This window comes from Pandoraea vervacti, from assembly GCF_000934605.2.
Taxonomy (GTDB): Bacteria; Pseudomonadota; Gammaproteobacteria; order Burkholderiales; family Burkholderiaceae; genus Pandoraea; species Pandoraea vervacti.
The window spans coordinates 4603296-4627048 of sequence record NZ_CP010897.2; the positions used below are offsets into that span (position 1 = coordinate 4603296).

21 protein-coding genes are annotated in these 23753 nt (G+C 64.4%); 9 read left to right on the plus strand and 12 right to left on the minus strand.

Annotation, left to right across the window (positions count from 1 at the left end; genetic code table 11):
• Nucleotides 1-67 precede the first annotated feature (67 nt).
• Nucleotides 68-961, minus strand: coding sequence for a hypothetical protein (locus tag UC34_RS19995; RefSeq protein ID WP_157123246.1), 894 nt, complete (start codon nt 959-961; stop codon nt 68-70).
• Between the two features lie 936 nt (nt 962-1897).
• On the opposite strand from UC34_RS19995, the gene UC34_RS20005 reads away from it, so the two are divergent.
• Complete coding sequence (locus tag UC34_RS20005) at nt 1898-2374, plus strand: nitrate reductase associated protein (protein WP_044458466.1); 477 nt, start codon at nt 1898-1900, stop codon at nt 2372-2374.
• Between the two features lie 7 nt (nt 2375-2381).
• Here the strand turns inward: UC34_RS20005 and garD are convergent, their stop codons facing one another.
• The gene (gene garD, locus UC34_RS20010; RefSeq protein WP_418303909.1) at nt 2382-3980 is read right to left on the minus strand and encodes a galactarate dehydratase; all 1599 of its coding nucleotides are present in this window, start codon (nt 3978-3980) and stop codon (nt 2382-2384) included.
• 386 nt (nt 3981-4366) lie between these two features.
• Between garD and kdgD the strand changes: the two genes are divergently transcribed.
• Together kdgD and UC34_RS20020 are read left to right on the plus strand one after the other, a co-directional pair.
• Entirely contained in the window at nt 4367-5278 is a 912-nt protein-coding gene (gene kdgD, locus UC34_RS20015; RefSeq protein ID WP_044456917.1) for a 5-dehydro-4-deoxyglucarate dehydratase, read from the plus strand.
• A gap of 11 nt (nt 5279-5289) precedes the next feature.
• A complete protein-coding gene (locus tag UC34_RS20020; RefSeq protein ID WP_044456918.1) occupies nt 5290-6864 on the plus strand; it encodes an aldehyde dehydrogenase (NADP(+)) in 1575 nt (524 codons plus the stop codon).
• Nucleotides 6865-7046: 182 nt separating this feature from the next.
• On the opposite strand, the gene UC34_RS20025 is transcribed toward UC34_RS20020, so the two are convergent.
• The 7 genes from UC34_RS20025 to UC34_RS20055 form a co-directional block, all read right to left on the minus strand.
• On the minus strand, nt 7047-8033 hold the full coding sequence (locus UC34_RS20025) for a hypothetical protein (protein WP_044456919.1): 987 nt from the start codon (nt 8031-8033) through the stop codon (nt 7047-7049).
• Nucleotides 8033-8623 (minus strand): RNA polymerase sigma factor, encoded by a 591-nt coding sequence (locus UC34_RS20030; protein WP_044456920.1) that lies wholly within the window; start codon nt 8621-8623, stop codon nt 8033-8035. Before UC34_RS20030 ends, UC34_RS20025 begins: the two co-directional genes overlap by 1 nt.
• Before the next feature lie 185 nt (nt 8624-8808).
• Complete coding sequence (locus UC34_RS20035; protein ID WP_044456921.1) at nt 8809-9201, minus strand: COG4315 family predicted lipoprotein; 393 nt, start codon at nt 9199-9201, stop codon at nt 8809-8811.
• A 258-nt stretch (nt 9202-9459) separates the two neighbouring features.
• A complete protein-coding gene (locus UC34_RS20040; RefSeq protein ID WP_044456922.1) occupies nt 9460-10428 on the minus strand; it encodes an ABC transporter permease in 969 nt (322 codons plus the stop codon).
• On the minus strand, nt 10425-11285 hold the full coding sequence (locus tag UC34_RS20045) for an ABC transporter permease (protein ID WP_418303951.1): 861 nt from the start codon (nt 11283-11285) through the stop codon (nt 10425-10427). The genes UC34_RS20040 and UC34_RS20045 overlap by 4 nt, the downstream gene beginning before the upstream one ends.
• A gap of 44 nt (nt 11286-11329) precedes the next feature.
• The gene (locus UC34_RS20050) at nt 11330-12424 is read right to left on the minus strand and encodes an ABC transporter ATP-binding protein (RefSeq protein WP_044456924.1); all 1095 of its coding nucleotides are present in this window, start codon (nt 12422-12424) and stop codon (nt 11330-11332) included.
• Between the two features lie 10 nt (nt 12425-12434).
• Nucleotides 12435-13610, minus strand: coding sequence for an extracellular solute-binding protein (locus tag UC34_RS20055; RefSeq protein ID WP_044456925.1), 1176 nt, complete (start codon nt 13608-13610; stop codon nt 12435-12437).
• Between the two features lie 319 nt (nt 13611-13929).
• On the opposite strand from UC34_RS20055, the gene UC34_RS20060 reads away from it, so the two are divergent.
• The 3 genes from UC34_RS20060 to UC34_RS20070 all read left to right on the plus strand — a co-directional run bounded on the left by UC34_RS20060 (nt 13930) and on the right by UC34_RS20070 (nt 17539).
• On the plus strand, nt 13930-15204 hold the full coding sequence (locus tag UC34_RS20060) for a glucarate dehydratase family protein (protein WP_044456926.1): 1275 nt from the start codon (nt 13930-13932) through the stop codon (nt 15202-15204).
• 222 nt (nt 15205-15426) lie between these two features.
• Nucleotides 15427-16542: a porin gene (locus tag UC34_RS20065; protein ID WP_044458468.1), complete on the plus strand. Its 1116-nt coding sequence runs from the start codon at nt 15427-15429 to the stop codon at nt 16540-16542.
• 250 nt (nt 16543-16792) lie between these two features.
• Nucleotides 16793-17539 (plus strand): FadR/GntR family transcriptional regulator, encoded by a 747-nt coding sequence (locus UC34_RS20070; RefSeq protein ID WP_044458469.1) that lies wholly within the window; start codon nt 16793-16795, stop codon nt 17537-17539.
• Between the two features lie 82 nt (nt 17540-17621).
• On the opposite strand, the gene UC34_RS20075 is transcribed toward UC34_RS20070, so the two are convergent.
• Nucleotides 17622-18200, minus strand: coding sequence for a pyridoxamine 5'-phosphate oxidase family protein (locus UC34_RS20075; protein ID WP_418303952.1), 579 nt, complete (start codon nt 18198-18200; stop codon nt 17622-17624).
• 131 nt (nt 18201-18331) lie between these two features.
• On the opposite strand from UC34_RS20075, the gene UC34_RS20080 reads away from it, so the two are divergent.
• On the plus strand, nt 18332-19168 hold the full coding sequence (locus tag UC34_RS20080) for an AraC family transcriptional regulator (protein WP_052811145.1): 837 nt from the start codon (nt 18332-18334) through the stop codon (nt 19166-19168).
• A gap of 280 nt (nt 19169-19448) precedes the next feature.
• Complete coding sequence (locus tag UC34_RS20085) at nt 19449-20345, plus strand: alpha/beta hydrolase family protein (protein WP_237165164.1); 897 nt, start codon at nt 19449-19451, stop codon at nt 20343-20345.
• Between the two features lie 157 nt (nt 20346-20502).
• On the opposite strand, the gene UC34_RS20090 is transcribed toward UC34_RS20085, so the two are convergent.
• Nucleotides 20503-21123 (minus strand): HD domain-containing protein, encoded by a 621-nt coding sequence (locus UC34_RS20090; RefSeq protein ID WP_044456927.1) that lies wholly within the window; start codon nt 21121-21123, stop codon nt 20503-20505.
• 112 nt (nt 21124-21235) lie between these two features.
• The gene (locus UC34_RS20095) at nt 21236-21796 is read right to left on the minus strand and encodes a helix-turn-helix domain-containing protein (protein ID WP_044456928.1); all 561 of its coding nucleotides are present in this window, start codon (nt 21794-21796) and stop codon (nt 21236-21238) included.
• A gap of 248 nt (nt 21797-22044) precedes the next feature.
• On the opposite strand from UC34_RS20095, the gene UC34_RS20105 reads away from it, so the two are divergent.
• Nucleotides 22045-23612 (plus strand): IS3 family transposase gene (locus UC34_RS20105; protein ID WP_157123100.1). Its coding sequence is split into 2 segments (ribosomal slippage): nt 22045-22483 and nt 22483-23612, totalling 1569 coding nucleotides; the frame shifts between segments, so codons are not numbered across the junction.
• Nucleotides 23613-23753: the final 141 nt, after the last annotated feature.

Sequence of the window (23753 nt, forward strand, 5' to 3'; positions counted from 1 at the left end):
CAGCGGGGTTTCGACGATGCGCCGTTCAGCGCCGTTCAGCGCCGTTCAGCGCAGGTCGTCGCCGACGTCAGAGCGTCTCGTCCAGCCGGTACAACGCGTCGAACATCACACGATAGGCTGCCGCCACGCCGTAGGCCCCGCGCAGCATGCGCAAACGCGAGGGCACGTCGGGCTCGCCCGCGTCTTCCACCCACTGCGACAGCAACGCCGTGCCACCGCAAACACTCGCATCGTGTCTCGCATGCACACATACGGCAGCGAAGCCGTCCGCCGCGGACGGATAGCGCTGCGCGAGCGCGTCGAACTGCGCCTCGATCTCGCTCGCCGCGCGCACCGCCGCCGGCGCCTGACACAGCGCGCAACAGCCAACGTAAGCGGGCATGTCGCCCGCCGCCCCGATGATGAAGTCGATGAGGGCATGCGTCGCGTCGAAAGCGCCGCTGTCGAGAAATGTGCGCGCCGCCGGCCCGCATCGCAGCAGCCCCGCAGCGAGCATCGTCGATTGCCCGCGTTGCTCGCGATACTGGCGCAGCAACAGGGGGCGCAGGGCGACGTCGGTGCAGCGCTCGACGGCGATGCGATTGTGCACATCCGCGCCCGCCGCGCGATGGTAGAGCTGCGCGAGAAATGCCAGCACCTGAATGTCGCTCGACTCGCCGGCGAGAAAACGCGTCCAGAACGGCGCGGCGAAGATGCCCCGCACCCAGTCGTCGCAAATCCGGCCGAACGCGGGCACGACGTCGCAACGGGTCGCTGGCAGCACATGCACCAGCGCCTCGTCGACGAGCGTCGCCAGCCATGTGCCGGGCACCGGCGCTTGCGCGAGCAGCATGCCTTGGCGCATGCGTTCGAGCCACACGCGGGTGTCGGCGGGCGCACCGTGCAGCGTGCAGGACACCTCGTGCGACGACACGGTCACGGCGTCCGCCGCACAGGTCCATTGCGCATGCGGAGACGCCATCACCCACACCGCGTTTCCGGACGCCTCATGCAACGACGAGGATGACGAGGACGATGGCGACGATGCGTGCATTGCCGCGTTGGGCGTGGCGCTCATCGGACGATGCCGCCCAGCACGGTCAGACCGTCAGGCGATACACGGCGCACCACCTCGACACGTAGCGCAATGCCCGCCTGCGCGTCCATGCCCGGCGGTTGAGCTGCCTCGTTCATCGTGCCGCGCCGACCGGCACGCGCCTTTGCGCGCCCGTCCCCGGACCGGCTCGACGTCTGCCCGATGTCCGCCGTCGCCGGCGATGACGCCGAACCGCAAGCGGGCGCCCCCTTGGACGTTCGGGAGGACTGTGGCGATGTGGGAGATTCGATCACGACGGGAAGAAACGGAAAAGGCATGGGCGAGGCGTTGGACGAATGAGACGGCATGTCGGCTCCTGTCAGCAGTGAATGGACTGGGCAATGACTCGGGTAGCGATGCCGCCCGGGGAGACAACCGTCGGCGCGCGAAGACGAGCAACGCAACGACTGCAAAAGACCTAGAAGACGGCAGCGCTACCGGCGGGGCGGAACGACTACCTTAGGAAATCCCGGCAGCCTGCGGAAGAGGACGAAACTCTAGGACTTTTCACATGAGATTGAATGTGAACCGTCCGAAATTCCCGCTCAGGCACGCGCCGTCAGCCTTCCCGCGTCGCCATGCGGCACGTAAATGGGACGTTTTCCCAAGCCACAGTCACGTAAATTTTGAGAAATTTCCCAAGAACAAATGGCGATTTTGAAAAGACATGTCCCATCTCGGCAAACGCGAACCACGCCCCCGCAGACACGACGGCGTTGCGTCGCCATGCCGCGGCGCGGCATGCGCGGGAAATGGCGTCGCACGAGTACAATCGATCGCACGCACATGCCGCCATACGTCGCCACACAAGGAGTGACAGCCATGCACCTTTATCAGCGTCTGCCGATCTTTGTTTTCGAGATCGAAGCCTGTGAAAACCTGAAGTTCATCACGATGGCCATCCGCTTCAATCTCGATCGCAACGGCCTGCATCTGTCGCTGGCGGACTGGCAGCGCCTACCGCAAGAAGCGCGTGAGACGCTTGCGTCGTGTGTGCCGGGAGATGAGGATTTTGCGGCGCGTCTCGATGAAATCGCACGCGCGCACCTCGGGCAGGACGTCGAGCGCAGTGTCGACGCGGCATCCAGCGCGTGGCAGAACGTGAACGCTCTGCCACCGGGCCTGCTCAGACAGTGTGAACTGGCCGACCTGCTGCCGCCGGACGTTCTCGACTGGGGCGCCCTCACGCCGTTTCGTCGCTACGTGCTGACGAAGCTGTCGCGTCGCGACACGCTCAATCACTGCTTTGTCCCCGCCATGCTCGAATTCGGACTTGCGCAAACGCAAGTCGAACTCTAGGCAAGGCTCAGGTCACCGGCGCCGGGTTGAATAGCGTTAGCGCGTTGTGCAGTCCCCACCGCTCGGCCCATGTCTTTTCGCCGCTCGCGACCGCCAGCATGAGGTGGAACAACTGCCAGCCCACGTCCTCGATGGTGGCCTCCCCCGTCGCGATACGTCCCGCATCCACGTCCATCAGATCGTGCCACCGACGCGCGAGATCCGAGCGCGTCGCCACCTTGATCACGGGAACTTCCGCGAGGCCGTAGGGCGTGCCGCGCCCCGTGGTGAACACGTGCAGGTTGATCCCGGCCGCCAACTGCAACGTGCCGCAGATGAAATCGCTGGCCGGTGTCGCGGCGTAAATCAGTCCACGCTGGCGCGCGCGATCCAGTTTCGCGCCGGGCGCGATCACCCCGTGAATCGGACCGCTTCCCGACTTCACGATCGATCCCATGGCTTTCTCGACGATGTTCGACAGGCCGCCTCGCTTGTTGCCCGGCGTCGTGTTGGCGCTGCGATCGACACGACCGCGCTCCAGATAGGCGTCGTACCAGGCCATTTCGCGAATCATCGCTTCGGCCACTTCCGGCGTGGCCGCGCGTGACGTGAGTTGATCGATACCGTCGCGCACCTCGGTGACTTCGGAGAACAGCACGGTCGCGCCCGCGCGCACCAGCAAGTCGGTGGCGAACCCCACGGCGGGATTGGCCGTGACGCCGGAGAAGGCGTCGCTGCCGCCGCACTGCACGCCGACGATCAGCTCGGACGCCGGCACCGTCTCGCGTCGTCGCGCATTCAATCGTTCGAGATGCGCGCGCGCCGTCGTCAGAATCGATTCGATCATCGACAGAAAACCGACGTGCGCCTCGTCCTGCAAGCAGACGGTATCGGGCTTGCCGTCCGCCCCGGCACTGCCGATGGGAATGCTGCCGGCAGGAAGCAGGCGCTCGGGCTGCAACTTCTCGCATCCGAGACTCACGACCATGACCTCGCCGCCGAAGTTGGGATTCGTGGCGATGTTGCGCAACGTGCGGATGGGCACGATGGCGTCGGGCGCATCGATGGCCACACCGCAGCCGTACGTGTGCTCAAGCGCGACGACGTCGTCGACATTGGGGTACTGCGCGAGCAACGTCTCCTTGATCCGCTTGACGGCGAACTCGACCACCCCCGCCACGCATTGGACCGTCGTCGTGATCGCCAGAATGTTGCGCGTGCCGACGGAGCCGTCCGCGTTGCGATATCCCTGAAACGTAAAGCCGTCGAGCGGTGGCAGCTCGGCGGGCACCTGCGTGCTGATCGGCAGACGATCGAGCGACGGCGCGCCCGGCATTGCCAGGTTGCGCTCGTTGACCCAGCTTCCCGCCGGTAACGGCTGCGCCGCGTAGCCGATCACCACGCCGTAGCGAATGACAGCCGCGCCTTCGGCCAGATCCGCCAATGCGACCTTGTGGCCTTGCGGCACGGCGTCGACGAGCGTGAGCCCGTCGGCGAACCGGCTGCCCGCAGGCAACCCGCCGTCGTTGACCACGATGGCGACATTGTCCTGCGCCTGCATCCTGATATAGCGCGGCGCGTCTTTCGCGTCTTTCGCAGCGCCGCCCATGTCCTTCGTCGATGCCATGTTGCTCGCTCCTCCCCCTGATCTTGCGTGCCGACCGAAGATGCCACATGCATTCGCCGCAGCGCGCAGCCTGTCGTGCCGATTCGACACCGCACAAAATTCGACGGCAGTCGTTGATATTGGCTCAACCACCCGTCACTTATGCGTCATCATACATCTATATGTGTCGCTCTGCGTGGCTGCCCGGGTGGTCGACCGACTCGGGAAAAACCCTCCCCGAGTCTTCTACGACGCTTTTCCGGGTTTATCCCACTGCCTTTCGCACGGACTACCTCTTGTTCGACTTCAACACATGTTATACGATGACATATAACTCAGCGCCGAGCGCTGGTTGAGCGCCTCTTTATTCATCGAATCCGGCCCCACAGCCGACAGGAACTCTTGAAATGACTGCACCTCAGGAACTCAAGCAAATCGTCTCGGACGGCTTGTTGTCTTTCCCCGTGACCGACTTCGACGCGAACGGCGACTTCAACGCGCGCAGTTATGCCGCGCGTCTGGAGTGGCTCGCCCCGTTCGGCGCGACGGCGCTCTTCGCGGCGGGCGGCACCGGCGAGTTCTTCTCGCTCACGCCGCAGGACTACAGCGCCGTGATCAAGACGGCGGTCGACACGTGCGCCGGCAAGGTGCCGATCCTGGCGGGCGCCGGCGGCCCGACACGCCTGGCCATCGACTATGCGAGGGAAGCCGAACGGCTCGGCGCCAAGGGCGTGCTGCTCATGCCGCACTACCTGACCGAAGCCAGTCTCGACGGCATTGCCGCGCACGTGGAACAGGTCTGCAAGGCGGTCAACATCGGCGTGATCGTGTACAACCGCGCGAATTCGAAGCTCGGCGCCGACCAGTTGGAGCGTCTTGCCGAAAAATGTCCCAACCTGATCGGCTTTAAGGACGGCGTGGGCGATATCGAGCGCATGGTGCAGATCCGCCGCCGCATGGGCGATCGCTTCTCGTATCTGGGCGGCCTGCCGACGGCCGAAGTCTACGCAGCGGCTTATCGCGCGCTGGGTGTGCCGGTGTATTCGTCTGCCGTGTTCAACTTCATCCCGAAAACGGCCATGAAGTTCTATCACGCGGTATGCAATAACGATCAGGAGACGATGGGGCGCCTGCTCGACACGTTCTTCCTGCCGTATCTGGAGATTCGCAACCGTCGCGCCGGATACGCCGTGAGCATCGTCAAGGCCGGTGCGAAGCTGGTCGGCCACGACGCGGGTCCGGTACGCGCGCCGCTGACCGACCTGCTGCCGGACGAACTCGCCGCGCTCGATGCCCTCATCAAGACAGTCGAAGGCTAAGGAGCCGCGCCATGCAGATTACCGGTGAGATGTTGATCGGCCGCGCCGACGTGCGCGGCAGCGCGGGTACGCTCGAGGCGTTCGACCCATCGCGCGGCGAGCGTCTGACGCCGCCGTTCGGCGCGGGGACCGTGCAGGACGTGGCTCGGGCGTGCGAGCTGGCGCGCGATGCTTTCGATGCGTTCCGTTCGTTGCCCCTCGCCAGACGCGCCGAATTTCTGGAAGCCGTCGCTCAGGCGATTCTTGATCTCGGCGACGCGCTCATCGAACGGGCGCACGCGGAGACGGGCCTGCCCGTTGCGCGCCTGCAAGGCGAGCGCGGGCGTACCGTCGGTCAATTGCGGATGTTCGCCCGTGTGGTGCGCGACGGTCATTTCCTCGACGCCACCATCGACCCGGCGCAACCGGCACGCGAACCGCTACCGCGCAGCGACCTGCGTCTGGCGAAGATCGGTCTCGGTCCCGTGGCAGTGTTCGGCGCGAGCAACTTCCCGCTGGCCTTTTCGGTGGCGGGCGGCGACACTGCCTCCGCATTTGCGGCAGGCTGTCCGGTGATCGTCAAGGCGCATTCGGCGCACCTCGGCACGTCGGAACTCGTGGCTCGCGCCGTCCGCTCGGCGGTGCAGAAACTCGACTTGCCCGAAGGCGTGTTCTCGCTGCTCGTCGGCGAGCGTGCCGTGGGCGAGGCGCTGGTGGCGCATCCGGCGATCGCTGCGGTCGGCTTTACCGGCTCTCGCACCGGTGGCCTTGCGCTGCAACGCATTGCACAGTCGCGCACCGTGCCGATTCCCGTCTACGCCGAGATGAGCAGCATCAACCCGGTGTACCTGCTGCCCGAGGCGCTGGCCGCGCGCGGCGACGCAATCGCGAAGGGGTTCGTCGAATCCCTGACCCTGGGTGTCGGTCAGTTCTGCACGAATCCGGGTTTGGTGCTGGGTATCGCGGGCGACGTGCTCGAACGCTTCTGTCGCAGCGCTGCCGAGGCCCTCGCAGCGAAGGCTGCGGGCACCATGCTCACGCCCGGCATCCAACAGGCGTACGACAAAGGTGTCGCGCGCCTGAGCGACGAACCGAACGTGACTCTCGTTGCGCGCGGTCAGGCGGGCGGCGCGTGCCAGGGGCAGGCGGCGTTGTTCCGTACGACAGCGGCGCAGTTCCTCGCGACACCGGCGCTGCATGACGAGATGTTCGGTCCGGCATCGGTCGTGATCGCGTGCGATACGGTCGACGAGATGATCGCCATCACCGAACGTCTGGAAGGCCAACTCACTGCGACGCTGCAACTGGACGCCCGCGACACGGCAACGGCGCGCCGTTTGCTGCCGAGCCTCGAACGGCGTGCGGGCCGCATTCTCGCGAATGGGTTCCCGACCGGCGTCGAGGTGTGTCACGCGATGGTGCACGGCGGTCCGTTCCCCGCCACGTCGAACGCCATGTTCACGTCGGTCGGCGCATCGGCCATCGATCGTTTCCTGCGCCCGGTTTGCTACCAGGACCTGCCCGATGCGCTTTTGCCCGAAGCGCTCCAGGAAGGCAATCCGCTCGGCCTTTGGCGACTTCGCGACGGCGCGCTCGCTCAGCGATAAGCCCTGCGATGACGAACGCCACGCGGCGCGCCTGACGCAATGACGAACGCCCTCGATCTCGAGGGCGTTCGTTTTCGATACGCAACGGTGGCGAAGAAACCGCAGTCATGCGGCGTGCCTATGAAGTCCGCTCATGAAGCGCGCCTACAAAGCACGCTTAGAAGCACGTTCATGAAGCTCGCTCATGAAGCGCCATAAAGCGGCGCAATCTCCCTTTTCGTCGACATGCTGTACAGCGGCGTGACAGCCCCTGCCGCGAGCACGCTGGCGACCGCCTTCAGGTCGGTCGAGCCGGGCGCGCCGATGAGCGCATAGCCGATTTCGCCCTTGCGCCACGTCACCACGCCCATGGTGTCGACCTGCTGCTCGGCGAGCCCCTGATCGGGGCGCGCATCGTGCACCACGCACAGCGCCACGGGATCGCCCTTCGCCGGGAGATACACCATCTGCACCAACGTGCGGTCCTTCCATCGCAAACGCTGCACGCGCTTGAACGTGAGCCCTTGCGCGCGCAAGTCCGGCACGCTGATGTCGAGCTTGTCGTTCTGACGAATATCGCTGACGGTGCGCTCGGTGTCGCTATCGTCCACATGAATCGAGGCAACCGTGTCTCGCGCGTACAGTTGCTGATACTCGGCAGCCGCACGCACCCATGTCCGGGCCGGCGCCTGCCCGGCGGGTGCCGACGCGCTCATGAAGCCGCCGCCCGCCCGGGTCAGCGCGCCCGAGAACAACGGCAGCGTCACGGCCGTGGCCGCCACGCCTGCTGCGAAAGCCGCTACGAGCCACCACGAACGCACGCGCGTGCCTGCCGGGGCGTCGTTGGCCGCCGGCGCCTTGTGCGGCTCGCCCACGCGAACGGGCATGGCGGCGTCCGCCGGTTTGACCGCGACCGGCGCTGGCGTGTCCTGTATCACCGACATTTGGGGCGCCTGACGCTGCGCATGCGCACGCAGGAGCGCGTCGAGGCTCGCCGTCAGACGCTCAGGCACGGGAGGGAGAACTTGCGCGGCGAACGTCTCGCGATACGGCAGACGTGACGCCCGCAACGACTCGAGCGCGTCGGCCAGTTCGGGCGCCGCGGCAATGGCGGCTTCCACTTCCGCACGCTGCGCAGCGGGGAGCGTGCCGTCGACGTAAGCGAGCAGGCGGATATCGTCTTCGTTCATCACGCGTCCTCCTCACGTGCGCCAACGGCGGGACCGGCCCGATGCTCACGAGCCGGGCGCTCTGCGAGGCGGGGTTGCGCCTGCGGGTTCCGAAACTGGTCGCCGACGGTTCGGCGTGCGCGCGACAGGCGGCTCATCACCGTACCGATCGGCACGTCGAGCACGTCGGCAGCCTCCTGATAACTCATTCCCTCCACGGCCACGAGCAGCAACACGAGCCGTTGCGCTTCGGGCAGACGGTCGACGGCGCAGAAGACCTGGCGATAGCTGGCGAGGTCCTCGGGCGTGGACGCCTGAAGATCGGGCACCCCCTCGATATCCGCCTCGTCCCACGCAAGGCTTCCGCGCGAGCGCACGCGGCGCGCGCGGATCTCGTTGATCCACGTCGTATGCACGATGCTGAACATCCAGCTCAGGGCCGACGTGCCTCGCTGCCACTGATGCACGCGCTCCAGCGCATGCACGCAGGCGCGCTGCACGAGATCCTCGGCGTCATGGCGATCGCCTGTCACGCGCAATGCGAACGCCCAAAGGCGCGGTAGCAAGCCCGGGAGCAAACTGGGTAGGTCCTGACCGTCCTGACCGATCATCGGCGAATTTCCTGGCGGAGGGTGCCTGGCGGCAAGCCAGTCCGAAGCATCGCCGACGACCGCCGCCGGCGCTTGCCGCAAAATTATACTGAGCCGGCGCGACTTTGTTCGCGCCGTCCCGGCAGGCCGGTATGCCAGCACCCTCCGCCCCGTCAGGACGGTGCCATCGCACCGTTCACGCGCGCTCAGGGCTTGACGACGTGCCACACGTCCTTGACGCCATCGCCCTTCTTGTCGCCGGCGGCGGTGTCCTTCACGAACAGGTACAGCGGCTTGCCCTTGTACGCCCACTGCTTCGTCCCGTCGTTGCGCGTCACGATGGAATAGTTGCCTTCGGCTTTGGCGCCGGCGTCGGCCATGACCGGCGGCCAGGCGGCGGCACACTGGTCGTTGCAGGCGCTCTTGCCGCTGTTGGCCACGTCGTTGTCGAACGTGTAGACGGTGCGGCCCTGCGCGTCGACCAGCACGCCGTCGGTGGTCTTGAGCGGCACTTCCGCGTGGGCTGCGGCAACGGATAACAACCCGGCGGCAGCGGCGAGACTGATGAGCATAGCGGACATCGATTGACGTGGTTTCATGACTTGGGCTCCTGAGTGAAATGTCGTTGTCGACACTCTCTGAACGTCTGGCGCCGACGCCTTATTCCACACCCAATCATCGATATTTTGTGCTGCGACGCAGCATGCACAGTCCCGGTGGCTTTCCCGGCGATTGCCTGTCGCTGCGTGGCCTGCTACGTGGCGCGCCCAAAACGACGCTGGCGCCGTTCCTTCCGGCGCCAGCCAAGACATGTGCTGCGTTTTTTTCTGCGTTTTTCTGCGCTCCCGCGCCGCCGACTACTCGCCCTTCGGCGCCTCTTTCACGCGGCTGACCAGCTGCGTCGGGCTCACGAACTGGAGGGCGATGAGCACCCACAGCAGCGTGATCGCCATGTAGATCATGGCCATCGCATCGATGGACTGCGGCGCCCGCACCCCGGTCGAGAACACGGCGTAATACAACGCGACCACCAGCGTCTGCGTGTCCGGCCCCGCGGTGAAGAACGTCAGTTCGAACATGCCGATCGTGCGCACCAGCACGAGCAGCCCCGCCGCGAGAATGCCCGGCACCAGCAACGGCAGCAACACGTGACGGAAATACTTGAACGTGTTGGCCCCGAAGATGCGCGCGGCCGATTCGAGATTCGGGTCGATCTGCTCGATGAACGGCGTCATCACCAGAATCACGAAGGGCAGCGACGGCACGAGGTTCGCGAGAATCACGCCCGTGAGCGTGCCGCCCAGCCCGACCTTGTACAGCACGGTCGCCATCGGAATGCCGTACGTCACCGGCGGCACCATCAACGGCAGCAGGAACACCAGCATGGCCAGCTTCTTGCCGGGGAACTGCGCTCGCGCCAGCGCATAGGCTGCGGGCACTCCCAGCGCAATCGACAGCAGCACGACCGCGCCCACGACTTCGACGGTCACCCACAACACGTCGGCGAGCTGGAAGTCGCGCCACGCCTGTGCGTACCAATGCAATGTGAAGCCCTCAGGCAGCGGTGTGCCGAACCATCGGGTGGCGAACGAATTCATCGTGACGGTGGCGATCATCAACGCCACGTTCACGAGGAAGAAGATCATCGCGCCCCACACCAGCACGCGCCACAGGCGAGACCCGGGCCCTTCGCGACGCATCTTGCGCCGTGCTTCGGGGGCCGCCGCCGACTGACGTTGCGACGCCTGCGTTGCCATGAAATCTCCGTTATGCGCGGCCATCGCTGCGGCCGGTGTTGCAACCGACGTCTTGTTTGCCCGATTCATCCCTTCCCTCCCGTGGTCGGACCGCTATAGAACGCCCGGCGTGCGCCGAGCATGCCTGCCACGATCAGCAACTGAACGAACCCCATCACAATGGCCACACACGATGCGAGCGAATAGTCATAGCTCTCGAAGGCGGCTTCGTATGCGGCAATCGACACCACACGTGTGGCGCCCGCAGGCACCCCGAGCAGCACCGCCGACGGAAACACGGAAAATGCCTGCACGAACGACAGGCACGCCGCCATCGTCAGCCCCGGCACCAGCAGCGGCAGATAAATCAGCCGAAATTGCTGCCACGGTCCGGCGCCGAGCGTACCTGCGGCGCGCGCGAGCGTCGGGTCGATACCCGTCACGTATGACAGGATCAGGAGAAACGCGAACGGAAAGCCCGAGATCACCAGGGAGATCAGCACGCCCCAGAAGTTGTGCGTCAGACGCACTTCGTCGTGATACAGCCCCAGGGCGTGCAGCGCCTGCGGGAACCAGCCATTCGGGCCGTAATAGGTCAGCATGCCGTCGGCGATCAGCACCGTGCCGAGCGTGACGGGAATCACGAGCAGCATCGTCACGAACTTCGATGCACGCGTGCTTTTGCGCAACGCGAAGGCCGCCGGAATCGACGCCCCCACGTTGATCAGCGTTGCAGGCACGGCGAGCTTGAGCGTGATGATGACCGTCGGCCACAGCGTCGGCTCGCTGAAGAACTTGAGGTAGTTCGCGAAGACGCCGCCGCCCTCCATCGGCTGGAATGACAGGAACAGGCCATACGCGAACGGATAGACGAACATCGCGACCAGACACACGAGCGCCGGTGCAACGAGCCAGCCACGCCCGTCGGCGCGCGGCGCCGGCGTCATCGAGACGGGGGCGGAAGCAGAAGCGAAAGCGGAAGCGGTGGCGCTCATGCACGTTCCCCTGCGTAGACGAGTGTGCGCTCGGCAGGCACACGCAGCGGGACACGCTCGCCCACGGCATAGTCGCCCGGCAAGCGCGCGTAGAGCGGACCGAACGGCGAGGCCACCTTCAGCAACGAATCGCGACCGCCGTATTCCACCGTCTCGACGACCACTTCGAACGCATTGTCGTTCGCGGCCGGCGCGCGCTCGAAGTCGTCGGGACGAATCGCCACGCTCACCTGACCTTCGACCTTGCCGCCGCTCGCCGGCGGTTCCATGAGCACGCCGTCGAACGACGCACCGCCGCACGACACCCGCGCGTGCTCGCCCTGCGCCGACGTGATCGACACGTCGAGCACGTTGCGATAGCCCATGAAACGCGCCACGTGCAGATTGCGCGGGCGTGCGTACACCTCGCGCGGCGCACCGATCTGCTGCACGACACCCTCTTTCATCACGACGATGCGGTCCGCCATCGACAGCGCTTCGTCCTGATCGTGCGTGACGTAAATCGTAGCGCGATCGAGCTTGCCGTGAATGCGACGAATCTCGGCGCGCATCTCGATACGCAGCTTCGCGTCGAGGTTCGACAGCGGTTCGTCCATGAGCACCACCGGCGGTTCGATCACGATGGCGCGCGCAATCGCCACACGCTGCTGCTGGCCGCCGGACAACTGCCCGGGCAGCTTGCGCTCATGCCCCACGAGTTGCACGAGTTGCAGCGCTTCGCGCGCACGTTTCTCGATCTCGGCGCGCGGCACGCCACGCATGCGAAGGCCGAAGCCCACGTTATCGAGCACGCTCATATGCGGGAACAGGGCGTAGTTCTGGAACACCATGCCGAAGCCGCGCTTCTCGCTGGGCAGCACGTCGATTCGCTCGTCGTCGAGCCAGATCGCGCCGCCGGTGAGCGGCGTGAGTCCGGCAATACAGTTGAGCGCCGTGGATTTACCGCAACCGGACGGCCCCAGCAGGGCGATGAACTCGCCACGCTCGATGCACAGATCGAGGCCGTTCAGAGCGGCCACCGACTGCCCCTCGGCGTTGGTGAAGCTGCGCGCCACATTGTCGAGGCGCAATTGCTGAAAGTTGTGCTTCATGACGAAACCCTTATTTCGACTTCTGCGAACCGATCTCGGCATCCCACTTCTGGAACGCAGCCACCATCGCCGTCGCGTCGAGCGGCACCGCGTGCGGGAAGTCGGCGATGAGCTTCGCGTATTCCGGACGGCCATACTTCGCGATGGTTTCCTGGCTCTTCGCAGGTGCGGCAGACAGCGGCACGTCCTTGACCGCCGGGCCCGGATAGAAATAGCCGTCGTCGTACGTGAGCGCCTGTTGTGCCGGCTCCAGCATGAAGTTGATCAGCTTGATGATCACTTCCATCTTCTCTTTCGAGACGCCCTTGGGCACGACCATGTAGTGCGCATCGTTGACCCAGGTGAACTTGTCGAACGACTGCACCTTGAAGCTGGCGGGCACGATGCCCAGCGCGCGTGGGTTGATGTCCCAGCCCGTGACGGTGACCGTCATGTCGCGACTGCCCTCGCCCAGTTCCTTCATCACGGCCGAGGTGCCGCCCGGATAATAAGGAATGCACGTGTCGAGTTCCTTGAGGAACGCCCACGTCTTGTCCCAGCCCTTGATCGGGTCATGCGGGTCCTTGTCGCCGAGCAGATACGGCAGCCCCATCAGGAAGGTGCGGCCCGGACCGGAATTGGCCGGACGCGCGTAAATCAGCTTGCCCGGATTCGCCTTGCACCACGCGAGCAACTCGGCGGGCGTCTTCGGCGCATTCGCGACCTTCGCCGGGTTGTATTCGACGAGCGGGCCGGCCGGCATGAACGTCACCGTCAAGCCATAGCCCTTCGAGAGCTCCTGCATTGCGCGCACATTGGGCGCGTACTTGTCCAGCACGCCCGGCAGCTTCGCGCTGTAGTCGGGCAGCAGACGCTGCCAGAGGTTTTGCTGGATACCGGCGGCAAGCGCGTCGGTGCCGGTCAGCACGATATCGATGTCGGAACGCCCGGCGGCCTGCATGGCCTTGATCTTGCCCGGCAGTTGCGGCGCGGGGGCGTTGGTGAAGGTGATCTTGGAGACCAGATCCGGGTACTTGTCGCGGAAAGCCTCGAAGCCCTTTTGCGTGAGCGCCAGATTGCCCGCGACATCGACAACGTTAAGCGCGACCGGCGCAGCGCTTGCGGTGCTTGCGATGCTTCCCAGTACTGCGGCACATGCCACGGCGCCAAGTGTGCGCTGCCAGAATCCCCTGCGACTGAAGGTCATGCTGTCTCCTTTGGTTAGATTTCTCGTAAGTCATCATATGACTGAGTTTTCGATTTTGCAATTAGGAGACATGCCAAATCGCCTCAGAGGTTTCCCTAAGAAATCGAGAAATCCTTGTTTCATCTGGCTCAACGAGGCAGTCTCATCAGGAATCCGAGCATTTTCTCAGGGATTTCACCGATGGAGAGACGTCCGGTGCGTCACCTAAATTACGGCCAGTCATACGATGACGTAAAAGTGACACGAACCACGAGATAGAAGACGGAGATAACGTCGCCATCGACGCCACGCGTGCGGTGGGGACCGAGGAAAAGTTGCCGTGAAAATCCAGCGCATCAAGATCACCCCGATTGCATTTCGCGACCCGCCGCTGCTCAACGCAGCGGGTATCCATGAACCGTATGCGCTGCGCTCGATCATCGAGATCGAGACCGACAACGGGCATGTCGGACTGGGCGAGACTTACGGCGACGAGCCGGTGCTCGCCCTGCTCGAAAACGCCCGCCCCCACCTGATCGGCATGGATCCTTTCGACACGAACGGGCTGCGCGCACGCGTTGCGGCAGTCGTGCGTCAGGGGGTGGGCGGCGAGCGCGTCGAATACGAACTGGCGCCGGGCACCGATCCCCGCAAGGACGCCGAGAAGATCTATTCCGCGTTCGAAGTGCCGTTTCTCGATTTGCAGGCGCGGCATCTGGGCGTGCCGCTCGTCGAGTTGCTCGGCGGCGCGGTGCGTCAGGAAGTGCAGTACAGCGCGTATCTGTTCTTCAAGTACGCGCAGCACATCGATTCGCCGTATCCCCCCGACAGCTGGGGCGAGACGCTCAACGCCGAGCAACTCGTCGCGCAGGCGCGCTTCATGATCGACACCTATGGCTTTGGCAGCATCAAGCTCAAGGCCGGCGTGCTCGAACCGACGCAAGAGGTGAAGTGCCTCAAGGCGCTCAAGCGGGCATTCCCCGACAAGCCGCTGCGCATCGACCCGAACGGCAACTGGTCGCTCGCCACCGCGATTGCCATGGGCCGCGAGCTCGCCGGCGACCTCGAATACTACGAAGACCCCACGCCCACGCTCGAAGGCATGGCGGCGTTGCATGAGGCGACCGGCATGCCGCTCGCCACGAACATGGTCGTCACCGATCTCCGTCAGTTCCGCGAGAACGTGCGTCTGAACGGCGCACAGATCATCCTCTCCGATCACCACTACTGGGGCGGCCTGCGCGACACCCAGCTTCTCGCGCGCATGTGCGAGACCTTCGACCTGGGACTGTCGATGCATTCCAACTCGCATCTCGGCATCAGCCTGATGGCGATGACGCATCTGGCCGCGAGCGTGCCGCGTCTGTCCTATGCGTGCGATACGCACTACCCGTGGCAGGAGGCGGACGAAGAAGTCGTGCGCGGCGGAAAGATCGCGATTCGCAACGGCGCTGTCGCCATCACGAAAGCCCCGGGTCTCGGCCTCGACATCGATCAGGACCAGTTGGCGAAGCTCCATGAGCAATATCTGCGCTGCGGACTGCGCACACGCAACGACGCGGTGCAGATGCGCAAGTACCGGCCCGACTGGAGCGGCAAGGCGCCGCGATTCTGAACGCCGCGCCGCATGAGAGAAGACCGACGAACACCACCGGACACCACAGCAGCACCTTCAGCACCGGCTGCATGTACTGCCAACACAGACCGGCAGCACGCATCAGCCTGCATCACCCCGATAGGCGAAGTCCAAGAAAGAAAACACATCAAAAGAGGAGAAGTCGTGAGACATTCGAAACTGTTTGCCGGCCTGGTTTTGGCCGGTGTCGCCGCCGGCGCCATGCCGGCGTTTGCGCAGTCGAACGTGACGCTGTACGGGATCGTCGACGACGCGCTGACTTACAGCAGCAATCAGAACGGCAAGTCGAACACGTATCTGCGTAACGGCAACCTCGCGGGCAGCCGCTGGGGTCTGCGCGGCACGGAAGACCTCGGTGGGGGCACCAAAGCGCTCTTCCAGCTGGAGAACGGTTTCGACGTCAACAACGGCGCGTTCAGTTCGTCGGGCGTGATGTTCAACCGTCAGGCGTTCGTCAGCCTGAAGAACGACAGCGCCGGCACGTTCACGATCGGGCGTCAGTACTCGCCGTACTACCTCTTGGTCGGCACCATCGGGCCGGTCGCCTACGTGACGGGCGCGACCGGTGCGCACCCGGGCGATATCGACGGCCTCGATACGACCATTCGCATCAACAATTCGGTTACCTACACGTCGCCCGTGCTGTGGGGCGTGACGGCAAGCCTGCAATACGGCTTCGGCGGTCAGCCCGGCGCGATGGGCAAGGGCAACACGTTCTCCGGCGCGCTGCGCTACGACGGCGGCCCGTTGTCGCTGGCAGCAGGTTACCTGCGCCTGAACAACATCGGCGGCGGCACAACGTGGAACAGCACATCGACGGGCGTGCCGGGCACCTCCGCCGTCAACCAGGGCTACGTGACGGCCGACTCGCTGCAACACATTGCCGTGGCCGGTATCTACACCCTGGGCAGCGTGACGCTGGGGGCCAGCTACAGCAACGTGCAATACAAGCCGGGCGCGGCGTCGCTGTTCCATGACAGCGCGATCTTCAACACGGCGGGCGTGCATGCGTCATGGACCGTGTCGCCGCAGTGGCGCCTGGCCGCCGCGTACAGCTACACCGCGGCATCGAAGGCCAACGGCATCACCGACGCCGCCACGTATCACCAGGTGTCGCTGGCCCAGGTCTACTCGCTCTCGAAGCGCACGTCGCTCTATGCGCTCGAAGCCTGGCAGCACGCCAACGGCAAGTCGCTGTCGGCCAATGGCGTGAGCATCATCAATGCGGGTCCGGTGGTGGGCGATTCGCAGAACAGCACGCCGTCGGCGACGAGTTCGCAGTTCGTCGGCATGCTCGGGATTCGCGTCGATTTCTGATGCGCGCCCGTGTGTAGCAAGCTGTCCGGACCGACGCCGTGCGCGCGCCGGTCCGGGCGGTCATGAGTGGTCGCGAGAAGTCGCACAATGAAGTCTTGTCGGCCGTCGGCGCCCGGTATTTCCGAGGTTGTGGCGCCGGCGGTCGATCCTTATCGGTTGTCGTATGTATGCGACGGTCGATAAGGTAAACTGGGGGCGCCTTTTGTCGTTACGTCGTTATCGTCACCCCTATTTCACCGACGCCATGTCCATGACCAGCCCGTTGCCCGCACGTCCTCGCCGCAAGTCTCGCAGCCTCACGGAGGAGGTGGTGAGCGCCTTGTCCGAGCAGATTCGCGCCGGCACGTTCCGCCCGGGCGACAAGTTGCCGACCGAGTCGGCCATCATGGAGAGTCTGGGCGTGAGCCGTACGGTCGTGCGCGAAGCGATTTCGCGTCTGCAAGCGGCGCAACTGGTCGAGACGCGCCACGGCATCGGCACCTTCGTGCTGGAAGCGCCGCGAGAGAATGCCCTGCAAGTCGACACCAACAGCATTCTCACGATGCTCGACGTCATGGCGATTCTGGAACTGCGTATTTCGCTGGAAACGGAAGCGGCGGGGCTTGCCGCGAACCGTCGTACGGACGCGCAGCTCAAGGCCATGCGTCAGGCGCTGGACGATTTCGAGATGCACGTGCGAGAGCGCACGGGCAATGCAGTGACGGCCGACGTGGCGTTCCACCTGCAAGTGGCCAGTGCGACGGGGAACCGCTACTTTCACGACATCCTCGAACAACTCGGCAACACGATCATCCCGCGCACGCGGGTGAATTCGGCTGCGCTGGCCGACGACGATCAGGTGTCGTATCTGAATCGCGTGAATCGCGAGCATGAAGACATCTACAACGCCATCGCACGACGCGACCCGGAAGCGGCGCGCGCCGCGATGCGCACACATCTGACCAACAGTCGGGAGCGCCTGCGCCGCGCGCAGGAATCGGCCGGCTCGCAGAGCTGAGAGCTGAGGCACGAGATCACGAGGCACGAGATCATAAGACAGGCAACGAAGGCGCTCAGGCGCCTTTCTTTTTGTCCGGACGCTATCGACAACGCTCGACATCGTCGCCCATCGACGGCACCGCCGTTCGGTCGATGTGCGACTCGGTCTGCCAGAGCTTCGCGCGGTTGATTGCCTTGCCGCAGTGGAACAGGACTTCGTCGATCGTCACCACGATGACTGTCTTCGGTGTGCGCTCTCCTTGCCTGCAACGCGCGAGCAACACCGGGTCGAGCGCGATGCGCGCATGGCCGTTGATACGCATGAAGACTTCGAGCCCCGGGAAGAGAAACAGCATGCCAATACGGTCGTCTTCCGTCAGATTGCGCAGCGAGGCGATGCGGTTGTTGCCCGGCCAGTCGGCGAACGCCACCGTCTTCTCGTCGAGCACCTTGACGAAGCCGGGTTCGCCGCCGCGCGGCGAGGCATCGAGCCCCTGCGCGCTGCCGGTCGCCACGCAGAAGAAAGTGGCAATGTCGAGATAAGCGATGTGAAAGGGCAGCAAGTGGGACAGCACGCCTTTGACGATCGTCTCCGAGGGCGGATCGTAAAGTCGGTCGAGGTCGACGCCTGACACGACAGGCCCCGTAGTGTCGATATCTGCCTCGATATCAGCATCAATACCGGCATCGGCGGCAGCGGAATGAGTGGGCAACGACATGGCGACGCTCCTTAGAGAACACAGGTCGAGCATAGCGCCCCAATTCTTGGCGCTGATAGACTATTGATGCCATTCAATAGTGATTTGACGCCATGAATCTGCCGGAGCACCTCAAAGCGAAGATGGCGCGCGTGCAGCATATGGACGCGAGCGATCCACCGCTCATTGCGCTCGTCGGTCGGGAAAGCACGTCCCGCGTGTCGCAGACGCATCAGCATGCGGCGGGCCAACTGCTCGGACTTTTCAGCGGACTGATTTCCGTTCGCACGACCCTCGGCACGTGGGTCGTACCGACGTCCCGCGCCGTCTGGGTGCCGCCGAACTGTCCGCATGCGGCGTTCTCGCATGGTCCGTTCAACGGCTGGGCGGTGTACGTGCGACCGAATCGATGCGCGGGCCTGCCCGAGCAACCTCGCGCCATTGAAGTGTCCGGCTTGCTGCGCGAGGCGGTGGTCCGTGCCGCGCAATGGGACATGGTGGCGCCGGACCGGGCGCAAACGCACGTCATGGACGTGATCCTTGACGAGATCGCCGCCAGCCGCGCCGACACGTTCAGCCTGCCGATGCCACGCGACGCCCGGTTGCGGCGCATCGCCGCGGCGCTCGTCGACCATCCGGCGGATTCGCGCTCGCTCGACGCGTGGGCCGACTGGGCGAGCACTACCGCACGTACGGTGAGTCGCCGCTTTGTTCTCGAGACCGGCCTGACGTTTACCGCGTGGCGCCAGCGCGCGCGACTGCTGCGTGGACTGGAACTACTGGCCACGGGACAACCGGTGGGGTCCGTCGCACTCGATCTCGGCTACGACAACGCCAGTGCGTTCATCGCAGTGTTCAAGCGCACGTTCCATACAACGCCCAGGCGCTACTTTGAGACCGACCTGCCGAAGATTGTGGATGTCAGCGTGACCGACAACGAAATGCGTTAACGCGGCGCGCCTCCATGGCACGGGAAGTCGGTTTTGCAAGCCAGTCGGGATTGGGAGGGATCCGGAGGAATTAGGAAGGTTTTGGAGTGCGCGGAACTAAAGCGGATCGAGGTGGGCGTATCGATCGTTCGACGGAGTGTTGCAAGCGCACGTCACGAAGTAGGATGAGCATCGTTCCGTGACCTCTCCCGATAGCGCGACGACCATGTCCCTGATGCACCGTCTCCCGAAACATCGTTCAGCGCGCCCTGCCCTGTCCGCCCTCCGTCTAGGCGTTGCCGTGCTTGCTTCAGCGCTTGTCGCGGCGCCGATGGCTTTCGCGGCGACCGACGACCCAGGGGCGACAAGGCACATCGCTGCGGCCGAGATCAAGCCCGACATCGCCTCCATCGTCATGCCAGGGGTCGGCACCTTCGGCGGTGACGTCCCCATGCATACGGAAGTCTACAAGCCCGGCGGTGACGGTCCTTTCCCCGTGCTGATCTTCCAGCACGGGCGCGCGGGCGATGCGCTGACACGCGGCAAACTCGCCGAGCCGATCTCACCGGGACACGTGCGATTCTGGCTTGCCAAGGGTTTTGCCGTCGTCGCACCGATTCGCGTCGGCTATGGGTTGACAGGGGGGCCGGATCGCGAGAATTCGGGGGCGTCGTTCAATCAGAATGGTCAGTGCACGCGTCGTCCAGATTTCGCGACGCTGGGCAAGGTGACGGCACAAACCAATCTGGTGGTGTTGCAGTGGGTACAAGCGCAGTCCTGGGCGGATAAGCATCGCATCGTGCTGGAAGGGCGCTCGGTCGGCGGCTTCACCACCGTCGCCACGGCGGCCGCAAATCCGCCCGGCGTGATCGCCTACCTCAATTTCTCGGGCGGCGCGGGTGGCTCACCGGAGCGTGCCCCTCAACATAGCTGCGACCCCGACCAGATGCAGGCGGTCTACGGCGAGTTCGGCAAGACGACCCGAATCCCGGGCCTCTGGCTGTATGCCCACAACGATCAGTACTGGGGCCCCGACGCGCCGAAGCAATGGTTCAACGCGTTCGCCGCGTCGGGCAGCCCGGCGCAGTTCGTTCAGACGGAAGACATCCCCGGCCATGACGGTCACCTGTTGCTGACCTACGGCGGGACGCTGTGGTCGGCGCCGGTAAATGCGTTTCTCAGGCAGTTGGGATTCTGAAGACGACATTCGGTGGGCATCTTGCGCATGGCCGATCCGCAGGGAGACGACACCCTGTGCGAGGGCAGCGACGCGCACGACTGCGAGCGCGCCTGACGCCTATCGTGGCATGCACGGGGCGGCTCGCCACGTCAGATGAGACACGTGAGATCAGACATCACTGCGATTGGTTCTGCCCGGAATTCACCGCGCGCGCCGGCTCGGCGTGTGCCTGACGTTCCCTGCGCTCGCGCGTCGCCTCGTCGATCCGTGCGCGTATCGCGCGAAGCGGCGGCATCGCGTCGGTGTACTTTCGTCCGTAGTCGAGATTGAACGTGTAGTCGAAATCCGGCGGGTTATCGCCTTGCGTGTGTTGCAGCAGGGTTTCGAGCTTGTCCAATGCCTTGACGGCCCGGGCCTCCGGCGTTTTGGCTTGCGAGTACTCGTCCCACAACGCGACGATCTTCTCTCGCAGTGGCGAATCGAGCGGCGCGCAAACTTCGAGAAGATCGCGGCGCTCGATGGCGTCTTTGTCGGTGTCTCGGGTCTGTTCGGGGGCGGGCACGTCGCCGTGGAGCGCTTCACCGAGATCGTGAACGAGGCAGAGCTCCAGGATCCGCAGCCGGTCGACGTCGCCCAACTGGTCCATGAAGACGGTCGCCATGAGCGCGAGTCGCCAACTGTGCTCGGCGGTGCTTTCGCGACGTCCCGACGAGGTACGCGCACTTCGCAGCACGTCCTTCAACCGCTCGCAGGTTCGCAGGAAATTCAACCGGCCATCCATCGTCGCTGCATTCATCGCGCACCTCTCGCCCTCGACTTTTGACCGGTTAGTCTAGGATCTGCGCTTGACGAAATCCACGCATAAATTATGCGGCGGCGAGCGCGTCTCGACGCCGCCGATACGGCCATCAAAGCGTTTCCACAAGGCGCGCGACAGTTCCGTCGGAGAGTGTGAAGCGGGTCCATCGGCAGCGGCTGTCCCGAATCGGCACGAGTGTCGACGCATTGCTACCTGTCTCGAACTCGACGGACTGTGCGGCGCGCTCGCCCCATCCGGCAGATCTGAGGAAAGCTTCCTGGGTTTGAATGGCTTCGGTCGCAAAAGGCCACAACGACCTGCCGAGCAGCGTGGACACAGGCGCGGAAAATTCGACCGCCCGTGAGGGCGAACATGCGAGCAATCGATGTGTCAGGTCACAAACGAGATGCATCGGCAACGCGTTGAAATTGACGAGACGCGCCAGCGCGCCGTCCGCTGGCGAGTCGAGATGCGCCGCCAGCAAAGGCTCGATGCGGGCGAGTTCGTCCCCGCCAATCGTCAGCGTGCCCGCCTCCCACCGCGACACTGTGGATTGCGAGACGCCCAGCAACTGGGCCGCGTGCGATTGCTTGATACGCCGCAACGTGCGCCAGCGTCGCAATGCGGATGACGCGGCGAACGGCAGTTGGGGGGTGGTGGTCGCGACCATGGGAATCAGGGTTTTGGAATTTGGATGCGGGAGTCGGAATCGAACCGGCGTACGCGGCTTTGCAGGCCGATGCACACTATGAAATCAATAAGTTAAAAGCCCCCCGAGGCAGAATAGTTGTCGCCCCGATAGAACTTGGATCTTCGACCGATTCAAGTTTCGTAGATGTAGGAGGAAGGCCGGCGCCGTAGGCGGCGGCCTTCCTCCTGCGGTTTCCCACAGCAAGGGGGTGATGATGAGAGAACAAGTTGGCTCGATACGGACAAGAATTTAAGGACAGAGCGGTAGCTCGGTTGCTGCCGCCGGAGAGCGCCCCGCTGGAGGTGGTGGCGCGTGAGACCGGGGTGAGCACAAGTACGCTGGAGCGCTGGCGCAGTGAGGAGTTGGCCGGGCCCGCACGCGAGCGCAACTGGACGGCCGCGGCGCGCCTGGAAGCGGTGATTGCCACGGCAGCCATGGACGAGGCTGCCCGCGGTGGCTGGTGTCGCGAACACGGCGTGTACCCGCAGGAACTACAGCAATGGCGCGACAGCGCAACGCAAGCACTTGCCGGGCCTGCGCAGAAGCGCGCCAGTCCCCAGCAGACCAAGGACGACCGTCGTCGCATCAAAGAGCTCGAGCGAGAACTGCGCCGCAAGGAAAAAGCTCTGGCTGAGGCAGCAGCTCTGCTGGTGCTATCAAAAAAAGTCGAGGCGATCTTCAACAAAAACAGAAGCGAGGACGAATGATCGGGCTCGAAGATCGCCAGACCCTGGCCCACGACATCGAAGCCGCTCAACAGGCCGGCGCGCGGCTGGAGCAGGCCTGCGAGATCGCTGGCATCGACGAGCGCAGCCTGCAGCGCTGGAAGGCCAGCCAAGGGCTCGTATCGGGTGATGGAAGGTCCAACGCGGTGCGGCTGACACCGGCCCATGCGCTGACGCCAGCAGAGCGCGAGCAGATCCTGCAAGTGGCCAACGAGCCGCGCTTTGCCGACATGCCGCCGGCGCGCATCGTCCCGATGCTGGCCGACGAAGGTGTGTATCTGGCCAGCGAATCGAGCTTCCAGCGTGTGCTGCGCGAGCATGGGCAGAACCAGCACCGAGGCCGCGCCAAGTCCCCGCGCAAGAGTCGCCCGCCGACCACGCACATAGCCACTGCGCCGCGCCAGCTGTGGTGTTGGGACATGACGTACTTGCCGGCCGAAATCGTCGGGCGCTGGTTCTACCTGTACCTGATTCTCGACGTGTACAGCCGCAAGATCGTGGGCTTCGAGGTTCACGACACCGACGACTCCGATCACGCCGCACATCTGGTCAAGCGCACGGCGCTGGCCGAAAGCATCCATGCCATGACAGCCAAGCCGGTACTGCACGGCGACAACGGTTCGACCCTCAAGGCCACGACCGTGCTGGCAATGTTGAATTGGCTGGGCGTCAAGCCATCGTACTCGCGCCCGCGAGTGAGCGACGATAACGCCTTCGTCGAAAGCCTGTTTCGCACGGCAAAGTACCGCCCGGAGTTCCCGGACAAGGGGTTCGCCAGCCTCGACGAGGCTCGCGCCTGGGCTTCGAGCTTCGTGCACTGGTATAACCACGATCACCGGCACAGCGGCATCCAATACGTCAGCCCTGCGCAGCGTCATGCGGGGCAAGACGTCGCGATCCTCGCCGCTCGCCACGAGGTATATCTCCAGGCCCGTGAACGCAATCCCCGGCGCTGGTCGGGCAGCACACGGAACTGGGAACCGATCGGTGCGGTGACCCTGAACCCCGAACGCGACTCCGTCGTAAAAACGCATTCGGAATCCCTCCAAATGCAGTCATTGGCCGCATGATCGAGGCGACAACTACCTTGACTCGCGCCGAAAGCAAAACCACCCTGGCGACCATCTTTCAGTAGATGGGCAAGCGTTCGCTTTCGATCAAGGATGCAACTCGTCAGCCACGAACAGCGCTTCCGCTTCGGCGCTGATCTC

Excerpts from the sequence above, each read along its gene's own strand:
- UC34_RS19995 (WP_157123246.1), bottom strand. The coding sequence starts at position 961 with ATGGCGTCTCCGCATGCGCAATGGACCTGTGCGGCGGACGCCGTGACC.
- UC34_RS20005 (WP_044458466.1), top strand. The coding sequence starts at position 1,898 with ATGCACCTTTATCAGCGTCTGCCGATCTTTGTTTTCGAGATCGAAGCC.
- garD (WP_418303909.1), bottom strand. The coding sequence starts at position 3,980 with ATGGCATCGACGAAGGACATGGGCGGCGCTGCGAAAGACGCGAAAGAC.
- kdgD (WP_044456917.1), top strand. The coding sequence starts at position 4,367 with ATGACTGCACCTCAGGAACTCAAGCAAATCGTCTCGGACGGCTTGTTG.
- UC34_RS20020 (WP_044456918.1), top strand. The coding sequence starts at position 5,290 with ATGCAGATTACCGGTGAGATGTTGATCGGCCGCGCCGACGTGCGCGGC.
- UC34_RS20025 (WP_044456919.1), bottom strand. The coding sequence starts at position 8,033 with ATGAACGAAGACGATATCCGCCTGCTCGCTTACGTCGACGGCACGCTC.
- UC34_RS20030 (WP_044456920.1), bottom strand. The coding sequence starts at position 8,623 with ATGATCGGTCAGGACGGTCAGGACCTACCCAGTTTGCTCCCGGGCTTG.
- UC34_RS20035 (WP_044456921.1), bottom strand. The coding sequence starts at position 9,201 with ATGAAACCACGTCAATCGATGTCCGCTATGCTCATCAGTCTCGCCGCT.
- UC34_RS20040 (WP_044456922.1), bottom strand. The coding sequence starts at position 10,428 with ATGAATCGGGCAAACAAGACGTCGGTTGCAACACCGGCCGCAGCGATG.
- UC34_RS20045 (WP_418303951.1), bottom strand. The coding sequence starts at position 11,285 with ATGACGCCGGCGCCGCGCGCCGACGGGCGTGGCTGGCTCGTTGCACCG.
- UC34_RS20050 (WP_044456924.1), bottom strand. The coding sequence starts at position 12,424 with ATGAAGCACAACTTTCAGCAATTGCGCCTCGACAATGTGGCGCGCAGC.
- UC34_RS20055 (WP_044456925.1), bottom strand. The coding sequence starts at position 13,610 with ATGACCTTCAGTCGCAGGGGATTCTGGCAGCGCACACTTGGCGCCGTG.
- UC34_RS20065 (WP_044458468.1), top strand. The coding sequence starts at position 15,427 with ATGCCGGCGTTTGCGCAGTCGAACGTGACGCTGTACGGGATCGTCGAC.
- UC34_RS20070 (WP_044458469.1), top strand. The coding sequence starts at position 16,793 with ATGACCAGCCCGTTGCCCGCACGTCCTCGCCGCAAGTCTCGCAGCCTC.
- UC34_RS20080 (WP_052811145.1), top strand. The coding sequence starts at position 18,332 with ATGAATCTGCCGGAGCACCTCAAAGCGAAGATGGCGCGCGTGCAGCAT.
- UC34_RS20090 (WP_044456927.1), bottom strand. The coding sequence starts at position 21,123 with ATGAATGCAGCGACGATGGATGGCCGGTTGAATTTCCTGCGAACCTGC.
- UC34_RS20095 (WP_044456928.1), bottom strand. The coding sequence starts at position 21,796 with ATGGTCGCGACCACCACCCCCCAACTGCCGTTCGCCGCGTCATCCGCA.